Source organism: Bradyrhizobium sp. 26S5 (assembly GCF_036923295.1).
Classification (GTDB): Bacteria; Pseudomonadota; Alphaproteobacteria; order Rhizobiales; family Xanthobacteraceae; genus Bradyrhizobium; species Bradyrhizobium septentrionale.
In genome coordinates this window covers 3,479,890-3,496,578 of record NZ_CP145948.1, presented here as the reverse complement: position 1 = coordinate 3,496,578, position 16,689 = coordinate 3,479,890, and the positions used below count along the sequence as shown (strand labels likewise).

General features: G+C 66.9%; 17 protein-coding genes and 1 riboswitch. Of the genes, 4 read left to right on the top strand and 13 right to left on the bottom strand.

Annotated elements, in window-relative coordinates; translation table 11 throughout:
* Positions 1-138: 138 nt before the first annotated feature.
* Positions 139-330, top strand: coding sequence for a hypothetical protein (locus V5279_RS16120; protein ID WP_166203936.1), 192 nt, complete (start codon positions 139-141; stop codon positions 328-330).
* Positions 331-360: 30 nt separating this feature from the next.
* On the opposite strand, the gene cobF is transcribed toward V5279_RS16120, so the two are convergent.
* From cobF to cbiE, 6 genes are read right to left on the bottom strand one after another with little or no spacing between them, the layout of a single operon-like run.
* Positions 361-1,110, bottom strand: a complete 750-nt coding sequence (gene cobF / locus V5279_RS16115; RefSeq protein ID WP_338698920.1) for a precorrin-6A synthase (deacetylating) — start codon at positions 1,108-1,110, stop codon at positions 361-363.
* A gap of 7 nt (positions 1,111-1,117) precedes the next feature.
* A complete protein-coding gene (cobA, locus tag V5279_RS16110) occupies positions 1,118-1,846 on the bottom strand; it encodes a uroporphyrinogen-III C-methyltransferase (protein WP_338698918.1) in 729 nt (242 codons plus the stop codon).
* Entirely contained in the window at positions 1,843-3,153 is a 1,311-nt protein-coding gene (locus V5279_RS16105) for a cobyrinate a,c-diamide synthase (RefSeq protein WP_338698917.1), read from the bottom strand. The genes cobA and V5279_RS16105 overlap by 4 nt, the downstream gene beginning before the upstream one ends.
* Positions 3,150-3,935: a precorrin-4 C(11)-methyltransferase gene (gene cobM / locus V5279_RS16100; protein WP_338698916.1), complete on the bottom strand. Its 786-nt coding sequence runs from the start codon at positions 3,933-3,935 to the stop codon at positions 3,150-3,152. The genes V5279_RS16105 and cobM overlap by 4 nt, the downstream gene beginning before the upstream one ends.
* Complete coding sequence (locus tag V5279_RS16095; RefSeq protein ID WP_166294014.1) at positions 3,932-4,300, bottom strand: cobalamin biosynthesis protein; 369 nt, start codon at positions 4,298-4,300, stop codon at positions 3,932-3,934. Before V5279_RS16095 ends, cobM begins: the two co-directional genes overlap by 4 nt.
* Positions 4,297-5,478 carry a precorrin-6y C5,15-methyltransferase (decarboxylating) subunit CbiE gene (cbiE, locus tag V5279_RS16090; protein ID WP_338698914.1) on the bottom strand — a complete coding sequence of 394 codons (1,182 nt, stop codon included), beginning with the start codon at positions 5,476-5,478 and terminating at the stop codon, positions 4,297-4,299. Before cbiE ends, V5279_RS16095 begins: the two co-directional genes overlap by 4 nt.
* Here cbiE and V5279_RS16085 point away from each other — a divergent pair.
* The gene (locus V5279_RS16085) at positions 5,477-6,226 is read left to right on the top strand and encodes a cobalt-precorrin-6A reductase (RefSeq protein WP_338698912.1); all 750 of its coding nucleotides are present in this window, start codon (positions 5,477-5,479) and stop codon (positions 6,224-6,226) included. The genes cbiE and V5279_RS16085 overlap by 2 nt on opposite strands.
* Here V5279_RS16085 and cobJ read toward each other — a convergent pair.
* Genes cobJ through V5279_RS16050 form a run of 7 tightly spaced genes read right to left on the bottom strand, consistent with a single transcriptional unit; the run spans position 6,202 to position 14,107 of the window.
* A complete protein-coding gene (gene cobJ / locus V5279_RS16080; RefSeq protein ID WP_166294010.1) occupies positions 6,202-6,936 on the bottom strand; it encodes a precorrin-3B C(17)-methyltransferase in 735 nt (244 codons plus the stop codon). The genes V5279_RS16085 and cobJ overlap by 25 nt on opposite strands.
* The gene (locus V5279_RS16075; protein WP_338698909.1) at positions 6,933-7,664 is read right to left on the bottom strand and encodes a precorrin-2 C(20)-methyltransferase; all 732 of its coding nucleotides are present in this window, start codon (positions 7,662-7,664) and stop codon (positions 6,933-6,935) included. Before V5279_RS16075 ends, cobJ begins: the two co-directional genes overlap by 4 nt.
* Entirely contained in the window at positions 7,665-8,294 is a 630-nt protein-coding gene (locus V5279_RS16070) for a precorrin-8X methylmutase (protein WP_166294007.1), read from the bottom strand.
* Positions 8,294-9,457: a precorrin-3B synthase gene (gene cobG / locus V5279_RS16065; protein WP_166294005.1), complete on the bottom strand. Its 1,164-nt coding sequence runs from the start codon at positions 9,455-9,457 to the stop codon at positions 8,294-8,296. Before cobG ends, V5279_RS16070 begins: the two co-directional genes overlap by 1 nt.
* Positions 9,454-12,702, bottom strand: coding sequence for a cobaltochelatase subunit CobN (gene cobN, locus V5279_RS16060; protein WP_338698904.1), 3,249 nt, complete (start codon positions 12,700-12,702; stop codon positions 9,454-9,456). Before cobN ends, cobG begins: the two co-directional genes overlap by 4 nt.
* A complete protein-coding gene (gene cobW, locus V5279_RS16055; protein ID WP_338698902.1) occupies positions 12,702-13,736 on the bottom strand; it encodes a cobalamin biosynthesis protein CobW in 1,035 nt (344 codons plus the stop codon). The genes cobN and cobW overlap by 1 nt, the downstream gene beginning before the upstream one ends.
* Positions 13,733-14,107, bottom strand: coding sequence for a DUF1636 domain-containing protein (locus tag V5279_RS16050; RefSeq protein WP_338698900.1), 375 nt, complete (start codon positions 14,105-14,107; stop codon positions 13,733-13,735). Before V5279_RS16050 ends, cobW begins: the two co-directional genes overlap by 4 nt.
* 93 nt (positions 14,108-14,200) lie before the next feature.
* Positions 14,201-14,412, bottom strand: a riboswitch (cobalamin riboswitch).
* Positions 14,413-14,448: 36 nt separating this feature from the next.
* On the opposite strand from V5279_RS16050, the gene cobO reads away from it, so the two are divergent.
* Positions 14,449-15,102 carry a cob(I)yrinic acid a,c-diamide adenosyltransferase gene (gene cobO / locus V5279_RS16045; RefSeq protein WP_338698898.1) on the top strand — a complete coding sequence of 218 codons (654 nt, stop codon included), beginning with the start codon at positions 14,449-14,451 and terminating at the stop codon, positions 15,100-15,102.
* 11 nt (positions 15,103-15,113) lie between these two features.
* Complete coding sequence (locus V5279_RS16040; RefSeq protein WP_338698896.1) at positions 15,114-16,562, top strand: cobyric acid synthase; 1,449 nt, start codon at positions 15,114-15,116, stop codon at positions 16,560-16,562.
* Positions 16,563-16,689: the final 127 nt, after the last annotated feature.

The following is a 16,689-nucleotide window of genomic DNA, read 5'->3' as shown; positions in this document are numbered from 1 at the left end:
TTATCGGCTCGGTTGTTCGATCCAAGTCGCGTCGGCGTTGCCATGCACGAATGATCCGGTAGCTCTCCGGCCATGACCATAGTTCAGCCGCGCGGTCTGGGTTACAAAATACCGCCGGTGTTGTTCTGGGGTGAGCCGATGAAGAAGGACGACGTCACGTGCCCGCGCTGCGGGGCTGGATTCCGACGCCTCGAGTTGACGTCCGGCTCAGGAAACAAGGGCGAGTATCGCTGCCCGGTCTGCGAGACGACGCTCGAGCTGTTCGATGGCGACAAGCTCGTCGCCTACCGTCTGACCATCCAGCCGTCGATTCGCGCGTTCAAGGATTAGCGGCCCCCGCACGCTGGCGCCGCCCGTGGATCACGATTGCCGCTTGAGGATGTAGCAATCCATGATCCAGCCGTGTCGCTCGCGCGCCTCACGCCGCGCGGCGACGATGCGAGGGCCGACCTCGGCCAACTCACCGGCCATGATGATCTGATCCGCCATGCCGAGATAGGCGCCCCACCAGATCCGCAGCCCCGCCGGATCCAGCGTCTGGAAGGCAGCACCCCCGTCGAGCATCACGACCACCGTGTCGGTGCTGGACGGCCATCCGCCCTCGCGCAGCCGCCGGCCTGTGGTGACCAGGAACGGCTCGCCGATCTCGTTGAGCGGCAGCGAATGCGCCGCGCACAGCGCCTGGATCGACGTGATGCCGGGGATGACTTCGATCGATGGCAGCGGATCGAGCCGTCGCACAATCCGCAGGCTTGAATCATAGAGCGACGGATCGCCCCAGATCAGCAGGGCAACCCGGCCCTCGCCGCCGAGATGGCGCGCGATTTCCTGCGACCAAGTCGCGGCCACCGCATCATGCCAATCGTCCACGCCCCGGCGATAATCCTCCTCGCCGGCATCGCGCACCGGCAGGTCGAACTCCGCAATGCGTGTCCGGTCGTTGCTCAACGCCTCCGCGCAAATCGTTCGCCGCAATTCGGCAAGATCCGACTTCGCGGTCCCCTTGCGCGGGATCAGGATCAGATCGGCGGCATTGATCGCGGCGATCGCAGCACGCGTGAGCTGCTGGGGATCGCCGCAACCGATGCCGATGAGAGAAAGCGTCAGCATGACCGCGTCACCCTTGGTCCGGCGCCAAAGCACCGAACAGAATAATTGCGGCCGCCGTTGCGGCACCCGCATGCGTGAGCCGTTCGGCAAGGTCCACGATCGTGGTGCGAACAATCCGCTCGTCGGCATGGCCGAGCGATTCCGCCAGCAACGCCGGCGTCTCGGGCGCAAGGCCGTGCGCGATCAGCCTTGCCGCCAGCGCCGGGAAGGTGCGCCGCCCCATATAGACGACGGTGGTCGCTTCCGGATCGGCCAGCGCCGCCCAATTCAGGTCCGCAGGCAATTCACCGGTGACGTCGGCGCCGGTCACGAACTGGACCCGGCGCGAGGTCAGCCGTCGCGTCAGCGGAATGCCGGCCTGTGCGGCGGCGACCGAGGCCGAAGTCACGCCGGGAACGATCTCGTACCCGATGCCTGCCGCGCGCAGCGCCTCGATCTCCTCTTCGAGCCGTCCGAAGATGCCGGCGTCGCCCGGTTTCAGGCGCACCACGCGCACGCCGGTCGCGGCATAATCGACCAGCAGCCGGCTGACATGATGCTGCCTGGCCGACAGCCGGCCGGCGCGCTTGCCGACCGCGACAAGATTGGCGCCGCTGCGCGCGAGATCGAGGATCGCGCCCGAGGCAAGGTCATCGTAGAGCACCACGTCGGCCTCGCGCAGCCGCGCCGCCCCTTTCACCGTCAGGAGCTCGGGGTCACCGGGGCCGGCCGAGACGAAGGAGACGAATCCGCTCACCGGTCCTCCGCAATCAGATGGAAGAATGTCCCCGTTGCACGGCCGCGCCGCGATCCGGTTTCGGCCACGATCGCGCCGGTCGCATCGCGCACCGCCGCGAGCGGCGTATCCGGCTGCGCGATGATCGTCGAGTAGTGAAACTCGTGGCCGCGCAGGCGTGCGCCCGGCTCGTGCCCGGGCATCGGTGCAACGAGCTCGGCAAGCCGGTAGCCCAGATGCATGCGGCGTTTGGCATAGCTCGTCTCAAGGCCGAGCAACCCCGCCATCTCGTGGCGCACATCATCGGCGTCGGTCAGCGCGCGGCCCAGCACCATGTAGCCCCCGCATTCGCCATGCACCGGCTTTGTCGCGGCGAAGCCACGCAATTGCCCGAGAAATCGCCCGTTGGCGGCAAGCCGGCCGGCATGCAGTTCGGGATAGCCGCCGGGCAGCCAACACACATCGGCGTCGGCGTCGGGGCCTTCGTCGGCAAGCGGCGAGAACGTCACGATGTCTGCGCCGGCCGCGCGCCACGCTTCGAGCATGTGCGGATAGACAAACGAGAATGCGGCGTCGCGGGCGAGCGCGATGCGCTGGCCGGGCGGCGTGACGCCGAAGCGGCGCGTGGACGATTGCACCGGCGAGACGCGGGCCGATCGCAGCACGGCGTCCAGGTCGACATGCTCGGCGACGAAGCGCGCGGCTTCCTCGATCAGGCCGTCGATCTCGGCCTGCTCTTCGGCCTGCACCAGGCCAAGATGCCGCTTCGGCAAGGCAATCTCGGCATGGCGAGGCAGCGCACCCAACACAGCAATGCCCGCGCCTGCCATGGCGCCGCGCACCAGATCCTCATGCCGCTTGCTTGCAACGCGGTTGAGAACGACGCCGGCCAACCGCACGCCGGTGCGGAAATCGCGTAGTCCTGCCGCGACCGCGGCCGCCGTCTGCGCCTGGCCGGAAGGATCGATCACCAGCAACACCGGCCACCCCATCATCTCGGCGACATCTGCGGTGGCGCCGGTGCCGGACACGCCGCGCGCGGCAACGCCGTCGAACAGGCCCATCGAGCCCTCGGCCAGCACCAGGTCGGCGTCCGCGCCGCGGCTCGCCAGGCACTCGATCGCCTCGAGCTCCATCGCCCAGCTATCGAGATTGACCGACGCGCGTCCGGTAGCCACCGCATGAAAGGCGGGATCGATGTAGTCAGGCCCGCTCTTCAGGCACTGCACTTTCAGCCCGCGATTGCGATAGGCGCGGGCCAGCGCCAAGGTCAGCGTCGTCTTGCCGACGCCGGATGCCGGCGCCGAGATCACAAGTCCCGCGCTCATCGCGATGGTTCCGGAAAGCGTGGCTCGGCTCCCACAGGCCGGTAGCGGCGGTCGTAGTCAGCCGCATAGAGGCGGCTTTCGGCGAACTCATCGGCACCCAGCGTCTTGCCGACCAGGATCAGCGCGGTGCGTTCGAGTTCCGGGCCAACGGCGGCGTCGAGGGTCGAAAGCGTCGCGCGCACGATGCGCTGGTCCGGCCAGCTCGCACGCCAGACGATCGCCACCGGGCAGTCGGCTCCGTAATGCGGCGTGAGCTCGGCAATGACCCTGTCCAGCAGATGGATCGAGAGATGGATCGCGAGCACCGCGCCGGTTGCGGCAAAGGCCGCGAGCGTTTCACCGTCTGGCATCGCGCTCGCCCTGCCCGGCGTGCGCGTCAGTACCACCGATTGCGCAAGGCCCGGCAGCGTCAGCTCGGACTGCAGTGCCGCCGCGGCCGCCGAAAAAGCCGGAACGCCTGGTGTCACCGAATAGGGAATCTGTAACGCGCGCAGCCGGCGCAACTGTTCGCCCATCGCCGACCAGATCGAGAGATCGCCCGAATGCAGCCGCGCGACGTCCTTGCCCTCCGCATGCGCGGAGGCGATCTCGGCGACGATCTCGTCGAGCGACAGCGGCGCCGTGTTGACGATACGCGCATCTTTTGGGCAATGCGCCAGGACCCCTTCCGGCACGAGCGATCCGGCATAAAGACAGACCGGGCAAGAGGCGATGAGATCGCGCCCGCGCAAGGTCAGGAGATCGGCAGCGCCTGGCCCTGCGCCGATGAAATGCACCGTCATTCGCCGTCTCCTTCCGCGATCGCCGCAGTGGCCATCCGATCCTGTGACGTCGCCCTGACCGAAATCAGGCGCGCACCGCGTCCTGCCGCAGCGATTGCCGCGGCTTCGGCGACCGAGCCCGTTTCAAACCTCGCCTTGATGAACCCGGATTGCGTTACGGTCTCTATCTCAGCCAATTTCTCTGCCGAAATCCCCCGGATCGGCAAATCCAGTTCCTGCGCCAGCAGTTTCAACGCCACCGCATCGGCCTTGTCACTCACCGTTGCAACGGCCGCAAGGCCATCGGAACCGCCGGCCGCGTCGAGCGCCTCGCGCAAGGACGCGGCACTGGCGTCACGCCTGAATCCGAAACCTGCGACCTTCATCGGATAACGCTCCATTGCACGATCGGCCGCGTAGCCTTCCAGGAGCGATACCGCCCCAACGGCTCGGCATGGGCGATCTCGACGCGCATCAGGTCGCCGCCATGGCGTTGATGCAGATCGGAGAGCAGCGCGTCGGTTTCCAGGGTCACCGCATGCGCAACCAGTCGCGCTCCCGTCGCGATACGCGACCAGATCGCGTCGAACATCGCCGCATCGAGGCCACCACCGATGAACACCGCATCGGGCGCTTCGAGATTCGATAGAATGCCGGGCGCCTCGCCGTCGATCACGGTGATCCGGTGGGCCAAGCCGAAGCTCGCAGCATTGCTGCGGATGTTCGCGGCACGTTCGCCACGGGCCTCGACCGCGATCGCCGTCCCGCCGCACAGCGCCCATTCGATCGAGATCGAACCCGAGCCGGCGCCGATGTCCCACAGCCGCTCGCCAGGCCGCGGCGAAAGCGCCGACAATGCAAGCGCGCGGATCGGCTGTTTTGTCAGTTGCCCGTCATGCACAAAGAGTGCGTCGGGAAGACCTGAGCTGCGCGCGATCCCTAGCGTTCCCCTCGCCTCCAACGCGACCGCGACCAGGCTGTCGCTTGCGTCGCCGGCGTAGCCGTCCGCGCGATGCTGCGTGACGGACTCACGGGGTCCGCCAAGCGCGGAAAGCGTCCACATCGATGACGGCCCCCAGCCGCGGCCCGTGAGCCATTGCGCGAGATCGGAAGCTGCCTTGCCATCGCGCACCAAGCAGATGATCCGTGCACCGCGCACGAGATGCGGCAACAGACGCTCGAACGGTGCCGCATGAAGGCCAAGGCAGATGACGGTCTCTAAGCGCCAGCCCAAGCGTGCCGCCGCAAGCGAGAACGTCGATGGTCCGGAGTATGCGACCCACTCGCCGGCCTGCAGCGTCTCGACAAGGCTCCCACCGACGCCATGCCAGAACGGATCGCCCGAGGCGAGCACTGCCGTCGGACGGCCGCGGCATTCAAGCACGATGCCCGCATCGAACGGCACCGGCCAGGCACGGCCACGGTCGGTGATGCCGGCCAGCGCGAGGTGGCGTTCACCGCCGAAAACTGTTTCGGCTTCGCGAAGCGCCTTTCGGCTTGCGTCGGAGAGGCCGTCAAGGCCATCTTCGCCGATGCCGATGATGGTCAACCAGGGATTATTCATGATGCGCGCCCTGATCCTGGGCGGAACCGCCGACGCCAATCTGCTCGCCGCTGCAATCGCGCGCGCGGGGATCGACGCGGTCTATTCCTATGGCGGCCGCACGCGTGCGCCGGCCGACCAGCCGCTGCCGACCCGGATCGGCGGCTTCGGCGGCGTCAGCGGTCTTGCCGACTATCTGCGTCGCGAAGCCATTACCCATGTGATCGACGCGACGCATCCCTTCGCGGTCGAGATGAGCCGCAACGCGATCGCCGCCTGCGCGCAAACCGAAACGCCGCTGGTCGCGCTCGAGCGCGCGCCGTGGGACAAAACATCCGGCGACCGCTGGATCGAGGTCGCGGACGTCACCTCCGCCGTCGCCGCGCTGCCGGACAGCCGCGCCAACGTATTCCTCGCGATCGGCCGCCAGCACATCGCGCCGTTCGGCAGCCGGCCGCAACACGCCTATACGTTGCGATTTGTCGACCCGCCCGAGCAAGCGCTGCCATTGCCCGATGCCGACGTCATCGTGTCGCGCGGACCGTTCACGCTCGACGGCGAGCTCGAGATGATGCGCGAGCGTCGCATCGATTGGATCGTTGCCCGCAACTCCGGCGGAACCGGCGCGCGCGCCAAGATCGACGCCGCCCGTGCGCTTGGCCTTCCCGTCATCATGATCACCCGGCCACCTCTGCCCGACCGACCACGGCTGGAAAGCGTCGGCGATGTGATGCAATGGCTCGGTCATCGGACCTGCCTCGGCGCGTAGACCCAGCGCCCGACCCGCCGCGTCGCCGAATTGCCGACGATCACCAGTGTCCGCATGTCCGCCATTTCCGGCTTCGCGTCGCGCAGCTCGACCGTCTCGATCCGCTGATCGGGCGTGCTGACGGCACGCGCGAACACCACGATCCGCTCGTCGCAACCCGCCTCGCGCAGGATTTCGAGCGCGCGACCAAAACCTTCCGGCCGGCTCGCCGAGCGCGGATTGTACATCGCGATGGCAAAATCGGCTTCGGCCGCAAGCCGCAGGCGCTTCTCGATCAGCGGCCACGGCTTGAGATTGTCGGAGAGGTTGATCGCGCAGAAATCATGACCGAGTGGCGCACCGGCGCTCGCGGCCGCCGCCAGCATCGCGGTCACGCCGGGCAGCACGCGAATCGAGAGGTCGCGCCATTGCGGCGCGTCCTCGAGCGCCTCGAACACGGCGGACGCCATCGCAAAGACGCCGGGATCGCCCGAAGACACCACTACGACGTGGCGCCCTTCGGATGCAAGCCGCAACGCGTCGGCGGCGCGCTGCAGCTCGACGCGATTATCCGAGGAATGCAGCGTGAGCCCGGCGCGCGGCGGCACGCGCGTCACATAGGGCGCATAGCCTACGATGTCGGTCGCAGCCGCAAGCGCGGATGTGACTTCCGGCGTGATCAGCGCCTCGTCGCCCGGTCCCAATCCCGCGATGGTCAGCGTTCCCGTCATTCGGCCGCCTCCCTGCGCCGTCCCTGCCCGTGCACCAGCACGATCGCAAAATACGGACAGTCGGCCTCGCCGATCTCGGCGAGCCGGGCGACACGCTGATCCGGCATGGTGCCGCGTTCGACCAGCCACGCATCGTCGAGACGCCCCGCCGAGGCGAGCGCGCGTCGGATCTTCCTGAGATTGCGGCCGGTCTTCATGACGACGAGCGCGTCGGAACTCCGCATCCTCAGTTCGAGCTCCGCCTCCGGCAGCGTGCCCATCAGCACGGTGGTCACGTCGTCGGCAAGCGCGATCGGCTGGCCGACCGAATTCCAGCAACCCGCCATGCCGGGAATGCCGGCGATCACCTCGATCTCGACACGCGCCTGCAGGCGCGAATGCAGGTGCATGAACGAGCCGTAGAAGTAGGGATCGCCCTCGCAAAGCACGACGACATCGATCGCGCGCGCAAGCCGCGCCAGGCGCTCGGCCCATTCGTCATAGAATCCCGCGAGCAGCCGCGCATAGTCCGGACTGTCGAAAGCGATCTCAGTGGTGACGGGATATTCCATCGGATATTCGCTAACGTCGGCGACGAGCAACCCCTCCACGATGCGGCGGGCCTGACCCAGCTGGCCCTTCTTGCGGAAATAGGCGACGTGCTTTGCGGCACGCACAGTGCGATCAGCGCGTACGCTCATCAGGTCCGGATCGCCTGGGCCGAGGCCGCAGCAGATGATGCGTCCCATCTACTCGCTCCGGCTCGCCAGTGCGTTGACGGCGGCGACCGTGATCGCCGAACCACCGAGACGTCCCTCGACCGTCAGCGCCGGCGCGTGCGGTGCGGCCATCAATGCCGTCTTGGACTCAGCCGCGCCGACAAAGCCGACCGGACAGCCGATGATCGCCGCCGGCCTTGGGCAATCGGGGTCCTCCAGCATGTTGAGGAGATGGAACAGCGCAGTCGGCGCATTGCCGATCGCGACGATTGCGCCGACCAGATGCGGCCGCCACAGCTCGAGCGCAGCAGCGGAGCGCGTATTGCGCATCGATTGCGCGAGTGCGGGAACCTCGGGATCACCAAGCGTGCAGATGACAGCATTGCCGGCCGGCAGCCGCGCGCGCGTAATTCCTTCAGACACCATGCGCGCGTCGCAAAGGATCGGCGCCCCGTTCTGCAAGGCGGCACGCGCGCTCGCGGCCATGCCGGGCGTGAAGCGGACATGCGCTTCCAGCCCCACCATGCCGGCGGCATGGATCATGCGCACGACCACCGGTTCTTCGTCCGGCGTAAAGCGGCCAAGGTCGGCCTCGGACCGGATGGTGGCAAAGGACTGCCGATAGATCGCAGCACCGTCGGTCTCATAGATGTGCGGCATCAGCGGCCTCCCAGCAGCACGGAGGGATTTGCGACGATGCCGGCGCCGGTCAGCCCACGCATGACGGGCTCATCCCGGGTCGAGCCACGACGGATCAGATCGAAGCCTTGGTTCGTAGCCACGAGGGTGACATCCGCAGAGCCGGAATGCGCACATCCCTTGGCGCAACCGGACACGTGAAGCCGGGCATCGGCCGGAATATGCCGCACCAGCGCCGACGCCAGCGCGCGCGTGTCGGCATGCGCCTCGCCGCAGCGCGGCGCACCGCTACAGGCGATCGCGCGGAGCGCCGGATCGTCGACCTCGGTGACGATGTCGGCCCCACCGGGCATCTCGCGCATCCCCTCCGCCAGCAGCATCCGCCACGGCGTCACGCGGAGAGCCTGCGCGCAGCCGGCGAGATGGCGCAGCGTCTGCTGCGGCATGAGCCCGAACGCAACGCCGACCATCGCACCGGACGAATAGAGTCCGGGAACGGCGTCTATCGATCGCGGCGCCGGCTCGACATCGCCGCGCAAGGATTCGGGCAGGCTCGCGCCGCCGGCGAGATAGGCCGCCATCCGTCGCCTCTCACCTTTCGCTCCGCCGGAAGCGATGAACCACTCGGCCAGCGCCAACGCGACCTGCACGGCCTCGCTCCGCGTGACGGAAAGCCCGAGCTCGGCGCCATCGGCGCGCACCAGCAGGCCGCCATTGCGATCGCGCTCGATCCTGATATCCGCAGACGCGCCAGCCAGCACCCGCTCGCTGCCATCATCGATTGCGAAACCGAACTTGGTCGGAAGATCGAGCAAAGAACCGGCGAGCACCCGCTCAAGCTCGGCGGCGAGCGCGCGCGTATCGTCGCCGGTGGCCCAGAATGGCGTCACCAGAATGTTGCGCTGCGCCTCGATGTCGGCATCCGTATCCAGCAACCCGAGCTCGCCAATTCCTTCGATCAAGCGCGGATAACCTTCATCGCTGACGCCGCGGATCTGCAGATTGGCGCGGCTGGTCAGATCGATCAGGCCGTTGCCGTGTCGTGCGGCCAGATCGGCGATTCCCGTTGCTTGCGTTGCCTCGAGCCGTCCGCCACGCGGGCGAATCCGCACCACGAGGCCGTCGCCTGATAGCATCGGCCGCAGCGCGCCGGGACACCAGCCCTTGATCGCAACAGCGCTCATGAGGCCTCCTGCAATGCCGCCGCAATCGAATTGCGCCGCGTCTGCCAGAGCGACGCCTCGTGCAACCGGGTAAAGCAGGTTTCCATCGCAGCCAGGGCAGCCGGGTTCTCGCGCGCCATGAAGCCGCGAACGTCGTCATTGCCGAGCGTCGCGTCGTAGTAGAGGTCGAACAGATGCGGCGGCACCGCGTCGGCCAGATGGGCGAACGCCGCCATGTGCTCCAGCGTCGCCGTGATCTCGGCGGCACCTCGGAAGCCATGGCGCATCATGCCGGCGATCCATGCGGGATTGGCGGCGCGCGCACGCACCACGCGCGAGATTTCCTCGGTCAACGAGCGCGCATGCGGCTGATCCGGCCGCGTCGCGTCGAGATGATAGAGCGCCGGGACCTCTGCGCCAATGCGCCGGGCTGCCGCCGCGATGCCGGCTTCATGCGCGGCATAGTCCGCCGCCAGCAGCAGGTCGGTCTCGGGCAAGTCCTGGGTATGGACAAAACTGTCGGCCGCCGCGAGCCGCCCCTCGATGCCGGCGCGATCGGGCCGCATCTCGCCGTCGGATGCAAACGCCCAGGACGACGCCGACAGCCAGGCTTCGCCGGCCGCATCGCGCGCTTCCTGGGTGAAGACGTCCGGAACCGACGCGATGCCGGCGCCATAGTGTCCCGGACGAGGCCCGAACACGCGCGACATGCGTTCGCTGTAGGGATTCTCCTCCCCCTCATCGCTGCGTTCGGACAATGCTTCCGTGGCCGCCTCGAACAACTGGGCAAGCCCCGAAAAGACGTCGCGGAACAACCCCGACACGCGCAGCGTGACGTCGATGCGGGGACGACCGAGCTCTGCCGGCGCGATGATGTCGTAGCCAACCACGCGGCCCGATCCGTGATCCCAGCGCGGCGCAATGCCGGCGAGATGCAGGGCCATCGCAAAATCCTCGCCGGCCGTGCGCATCGTCGAGGAACCCCAGAGGTCGACGACGAGCCCTTTCGGCCAGTCGCCGTGATCCTGCAGGTGACGGCGCAGCAGCTCTTCGGCGAGCTTCACGCCCTGCGCATGCGCCGACGGCGTCGGAACCCCGCGGGGATCAACGGCAAACAGATTGCGTCCGGTCGGCAGCACGTCGCGGCGCCCGCGATAGGGTGACCCCGAAGGTCCCGGCGCGACGCGCCGGCCAGAGAGCGCATCGCGTAACGCAGCCTTCTCCTTCGCACCGCAAGCGCCCTGCCCGAATATGTGCAGGCCGTCACCGAACTGGCTCTCCTTGAGATCGCAGACGAAGCGGTCGATCTGCGGAATCGCCTCGGCCGCGGAGACCGACGCAGCGAGACCAAGATCGTCCTCCAGCCCGGCCAGCCGCGCTTCCTCGCGGATATCGGCAATCAGGCGCTGCCGCCGTGCCGGATCGAGACCGTCCGCAGTCGAATATTCATCGAGTAAGCGCTCGAGCCTGCGCAAGCCTTCCGGCACCGCCGCCAGCGCGAGCGGCGGCGGCAGATGACCGATCGTCAAGGCGCCGATCCGCCGCTTGGCCTGCGCCGCCTCGCCGGGATCGTTGACGATGAAGGGATAGATGACGGGCAGATCACCGATCAGCGCCTCGGGCCAGCACGCGGACGACAGCGCGACCGACTTGCCGGGCAACCATTCCAGTGTGCCGTGCGCGCCCATGTGCACGACGGCATCGATGCCCTGCTGCCTGAGCCACAGATAGAACGCGACATAGGCATGACGCGGCGTGCGCGACAGATCGTGATAGTCGGCATCGCGATGGCCGATATCACCGCGCTCCGGCTGAACGGCGATGATCGACTTGCCGCACTGGATTGCCGCGAATTGAAATTCGCCGTCACGACAATCGGGATCGTCCTCCGGCGCGCCCCATGCACGCGCGAGGTCGTCCTGGAGCTGTGACGGAAGGCCGGAGATGGCCGCGCGATACCCGGCCACGTCCCATGTCAGTTTCCGGTGCAAGAGCGCATCGCCCAGCAACGCCACCGGCTCGAGATCAAAGCCCGCGGCCGCGAGATCGGCCCGCAACGCCTCGACCGAGGCAAGCGCATCGAGGCCGACGGCATGCGCGATCTGGTGCGGACGGCCCGGATAGTTCGACAGCACGAGCGCGAGTTGCTTCTCCTGCGCGGGCTTGTCGGCAAGCCGATGCCAGGCTGCCACGCGGGCGGCAATTGCTGCGACGCGCCCGGCATCCGGCCGATGCGCAAGATGCGCGAATTGCAGATCGGGATCGCGCTCGCTCGCCGACTTGAAGCTCACCACGCCCGCAAACAGGCGGCCGTCAACCTCCGGCAACACCACATGCATCGCGAGATCGCCGGGCGACAGACCGCGGAGCGACTCGGCCCAATCCTCGCGCCGCGCCGTCGACAAGGCGACCTGGAACACCGGACATGAAGCGGCATCGAACGGCGTGGTGCCGTCATCGCCGGCCGCGGAGAATGCGGTCGCATTGACGATGGCGGCTGGAGGGCATTGCGCGAACTGAGCGCGCAGCCAATCGGCCACGCCTGCGGCCTTCAACGAGGCGACGAACACGCCGTAGGCGTCAAAACCTTTCTCGCGTAGCGCCTCGACCAAGGCATCGACCGGCGCGGTGTCGCCGGCCGCGAGATAGGAGCGATAGAAGGTCACGAGTGCCCGCGGCCGGCCACCCGATGCCGGCAACGCTGCGACAACACCGCGCCGCGGATCGTAGACGCCGATCTCCGGCAGATCGATCTCGCCGACGACAGGCCCGGCATAGAGCCCTGACGCCAGCGCCACTTGCGCGATCACGGCCTGGGCGGCGACAGGCCCCCCCTTGTCGCACAGCACCTTAAGTCGCCGCAGCGTCGAGACCGGCAGCGTGGAAAATTCGTCCAGCCGCAGATCGTCGCGGCCATCCGCCGGCAACACCACCAGGGCGATATCGCGCTCCTTTGCCAGGCGATGCACCGCGGCCAGCCCGTAGGACCAATAGGGCTCACCGCCGATCAGCCGCACCAGGATGCCGCGCGCGTGCGACAGCGTCCGCTCGATATAGGTATCGACCGACAGCGGGTGGCGCAGCTCCGCGAGATTGGCGAGCCGCAGCGACGGCAGCGCGGCGCGGCCCCGCCGCCAGCCGGCCGCGAAGGCAGCGAGATCGCTGTCGGAAAACGACAACACCACGAGATCGGCCGGATCCTGGCCGAGGTCCCTTGGTGTCGCGGTCTCCTCAAGGCCGCGGCTCTCGCGGAAGACGACGTGCATCAGACACCTAGTCGCGCCCTGATCGCAGCTTCACTGATGTCGCCGTGCTCGCCGATCACGACCAGCTTCGACTGCCGCGGCCGTGTGCCCCAGGGCATGTCGAACTGATGCCGCACGCGTTCGCCGACGGACTGCACGAGCAGCCGCATTGGCTTGCCTTCGACTGCGATATAGCCCTTGGCGCGCAGCACGTTCTGCTCGCGGGCCAGCCCCTTGATCGAAGCCACGAGTGCCTCGACATCCGAAACCTCGGGAAGATCGATCACCACGGAGTTGAAATCATTGTGCTCGTGCTCGTCCTCGCCATCGTGGTGCGACGGCCGCGACGCGAGATCATCCTCTGCCGCGGCCTCGAGCCCCAGGATCACGCGCGCATCGACGGCGCCGTCGACGATCGGCAACATCGGAACCTCGCGCGGCATTTCAGCGGCAATCACCGCTTTGGCCGCCTTGATCCCTTCCGCTCCGGCGAGATCGGCCTTGGTCAGCAGCACGATATCGGCACAGGCGATCTGGTCCTCGAACACTTCGGACAGCGGCGTCTCGTGGTCGAGATTGTCGTCGGCCGCACGCTGTGCATCGACTGCTGCGGGATCCGGCGCAAAGCGGCCGGCCGCGACCGCTTCCGCATCGGCCAGCGCGATCACGCCATCGACCGTGATCCGCGAGCGGATTTCCGGCCAGTCGAACGCCTTCAGCAGCGGCTTCGGCAGCGCCAAACCTGACGTCTCGATCACGATGTGATCGGGCCTCACGCGTCGCGCCAGCAGTTGCTCCATCGCCGGGATGAAATCGTCGGCGACGGTGCAGCAGATGCAGCCATTGGCGAGTTCGACGATGTTCTCGGTCGGGCAATTGGCGTCGGCGCACGACTTCAGAATCTCGCCGTCGACGCCTTCGCTGCCGAATTCGTTGACCAGCACCGCGAGCTTCTTGCCATTGGCATTGCGGATCAGATGCTGGATCAGCGTCGTCTTGCCGGACCCGAGAAATCCGGTCACGACCGTGACCGGAATTTTGGCGAGCGTGTTCATTCTGCGGCCTCCGGGACGACGGCAAGGGGTGGAATGCGGGCGAGCGATTGCTTGCGGAAGATTTCCGGACGGCTGCGCCACGGCACGATGCCGTCAGGCGCGGCCGCATAGGCGGAGGCACCGGCGATCACATCCCTGGCATTATCAGCGGACAGGCGGCCGTAGACATAGGACCACCGCCCCGGCGCGCTGAGCGCGACCGAGCAGCCCTGGCTGCAAGCCGAGAGGCATTCGACGGGAACAAGATTGACGTCATCGGGCACGCCGGCCTCAACAAGCGCGGCATGCAGGCGCGCACCGGGCGCGATCTCACCTTCCGCCAGCGTCTGGCCGGCGCGGCAGGTGATGCAGACATGAAGTGTAACGCTCATCGCCCATCCTGGATTGACAGCGGGAGGCGAAGAGGCACACGAACCGATGTGAATGGGTTCGTTCCCCGTCGCGGAACACCCCGTCCGCCGGTCTCACTACACGTTGCGTTGGCAGGTCTCCCGGCTTGCGGAGCAGGATTTCTCCCTCGATGCCCACCTTCCCGATTCTCGACAAGGAATCAGTGGCTTTTGGGCATCTCTCCGGTCACGGTCGCGGGGGCGGCTGCTTTTCAGGCCCACCTTGAGCCCTATCGCATTCCCTCTTCGCCTGTCGTAGGACAGGAACCAACGCGGGCCCACCATTCGTCCGTGGCTCGAACTTGTCAAGCCGAAGGAATGTCATGATTTCTGAAGAAAACGGCGCCGAAGACGAGGTCGGCAGCAGCGAGGTTTCGCTGGATGCGCGCCACGCGACCAAGATGGCGAAGAAAAAGGTCGCGCGCGACAAGATCATGGCGACCAAGAGCGGTGAAAGGGGTCTGATCATCGTTCATACCGGCGCCGGCAAGGGAAAATCCTCTTCGGCCTTCGGCATGATCGTGCGCTGTGTGGCGCATGGCTTTCCCTGCGCGGTGGTGCAGTTCATCAAGGGCGCCTGGGATACCGGCGAGCGCCGCCTGCTCACCGGGCATTTCGGCGAACTCTGCCAATTCCACGCGATGGGCGAAGGCTTTACCTGGGAGACGCAGGATCGCGCGCGCGACATCGCGGCGGCCCAGGCCGGCTGGGAAAAGGCCAAGCAGCTGATCGCAGACCCGAGCTTGCGCATGGTTGTGCTCGACGAGATCAACATCGCGCTGCGCTATGACTATCTCGCCATCGCCGATGTCGTCGAGTTCCTGACCACGTCAAAGCCGCCGATGACGCATGTCGTGCTCACCGGGCGCAACGCCAAGGAGGAGCTGATCGAGATCGCCGATCTCGTCACCGAGATGACGCTGGTGAAACATCCGTTCCGCTCCGGCATCAAGGCCCAGCCGGGCGTCGAGTTCTGACTGTTATCGCCATGGCGCGTGCATTGATGATCCAGGGAGCCGGTTCGGACGTGGGCAAGTCGCTCATCGTCGCGGGCCTGGCGCGCGCTGCCAGTCGGCGCGGCCTGCGCGTGCTGCCTTTCAAACCGCAGAACATGTCCAACAACGCGGCTGTGACCATCGACGGCGGCGAGATCGGACGTGCGCAGGCCCTGCAGGCGCTCGCCGCCGGTGTCGAGCCGCACACCGACATGAACCCGGTGCTGCTGAAGCCGGAGAGCGATGTCGGCGCCCAGATCATCGTGCACGGCAAACGGATCGCGACCGCACGCGCGCGCGAATATTCCGCTATGAAACCGTCGCTGATGGGCGCGGTGCTGGAGAGTTTTGGGCGGTTGAAGGATCGCGCCGATCTGGTGCTGGTCGAAGGCGCCGGCAGCCCCGCCGAGGTCAATCTGCGTAAGTCCGATATCGCCAATATGGGCTTTGCACGCAAAGCTGACGTCCCCGTGGTGCTGGTCGGCGACATCGACCGCGGCGGCGTCATCGCACAGCTCGTCGGTATCCAGGCGGTGATCGATCCCGAGGATGCCGCGATGATCCAGGGCTTTGTCATCAACAAGTTCCGAGGCGATCCGACGCTGTTCGACGACGGCTACCGCCTGATCGAATCCCGCACCGCATGGCGCGGCTTTGGCGTGCTGCCCTGGTTCGTCCGCGCCGGCGAGCTTCCGGCCGAAGACGCGCTCGGGCTCGGCGAGGCGCGCAAGCCCGGCCAGTGCAAGATCGCCTTCCTTGCGCTGTCGCGGATCGCCAATTTCGACGATCTCGATCCGCTGAAGCTCGAGCCCGGCGTCGATCTCGTGATGGTACGGCCGGGCGAAGCCATCCCGGGTGATGCGAAGCTCGTCATCCTGCCCGGCTCGAAATCGACCCGCGGCGACCTCGCCTTCCTGCGCGCGCAGGGCTGGGACATCGATCTCGTGGCGCATCATCGCCGCGGCGGTCATGTCCTTGGCCTCTGCGGCGGATATCAGATGCTCGGCGAGAGCGTCGCCGATCCCGACGGGATCGAAGGTCCCGCCGGCGAAACGCGCGGCCTCGGACTTCTTGATATCACAACTGTCATGACCGAGCAGAAGACGCTGACACGCGTCAGCGCGGTGCATGCCGCTACCAGTCAGCCGATCAGCGCCTATGAAATCCATATCGGGCGCACCGACGGTCCGGATCGTATCAGGCCATTTGCGTCGCTCGACGGCGCCGCTGAAGGTGCCGTTTCCGCCGATGGTCGCGTTCACGGCAGCTATCTGCACGGCCTGTTCACGTCTGACGAGTTTCGCAAGGCCTTCCTTGCAAGGCTCGATATTCCCGCGGCCGACCAGCCGTACGGCGCCCGGGTCGAGAGCGCGCTCGACGCGCTCGCCGAACACATCGAGACCCATCTCGATGTCGAAGGCCTGCTCGCGCTGGCGCGCTAGCGCGTGATGAGATGAGTTTGAGTTGGAACGGCGTCGAAGGTTCACCTCTCCCTTGGGAGAGGTCGATTTGCGCAGCAAATCGGGTGAGGGGCTACGGACTATCGAGAGAGCGAGAGCCCTCACCCGG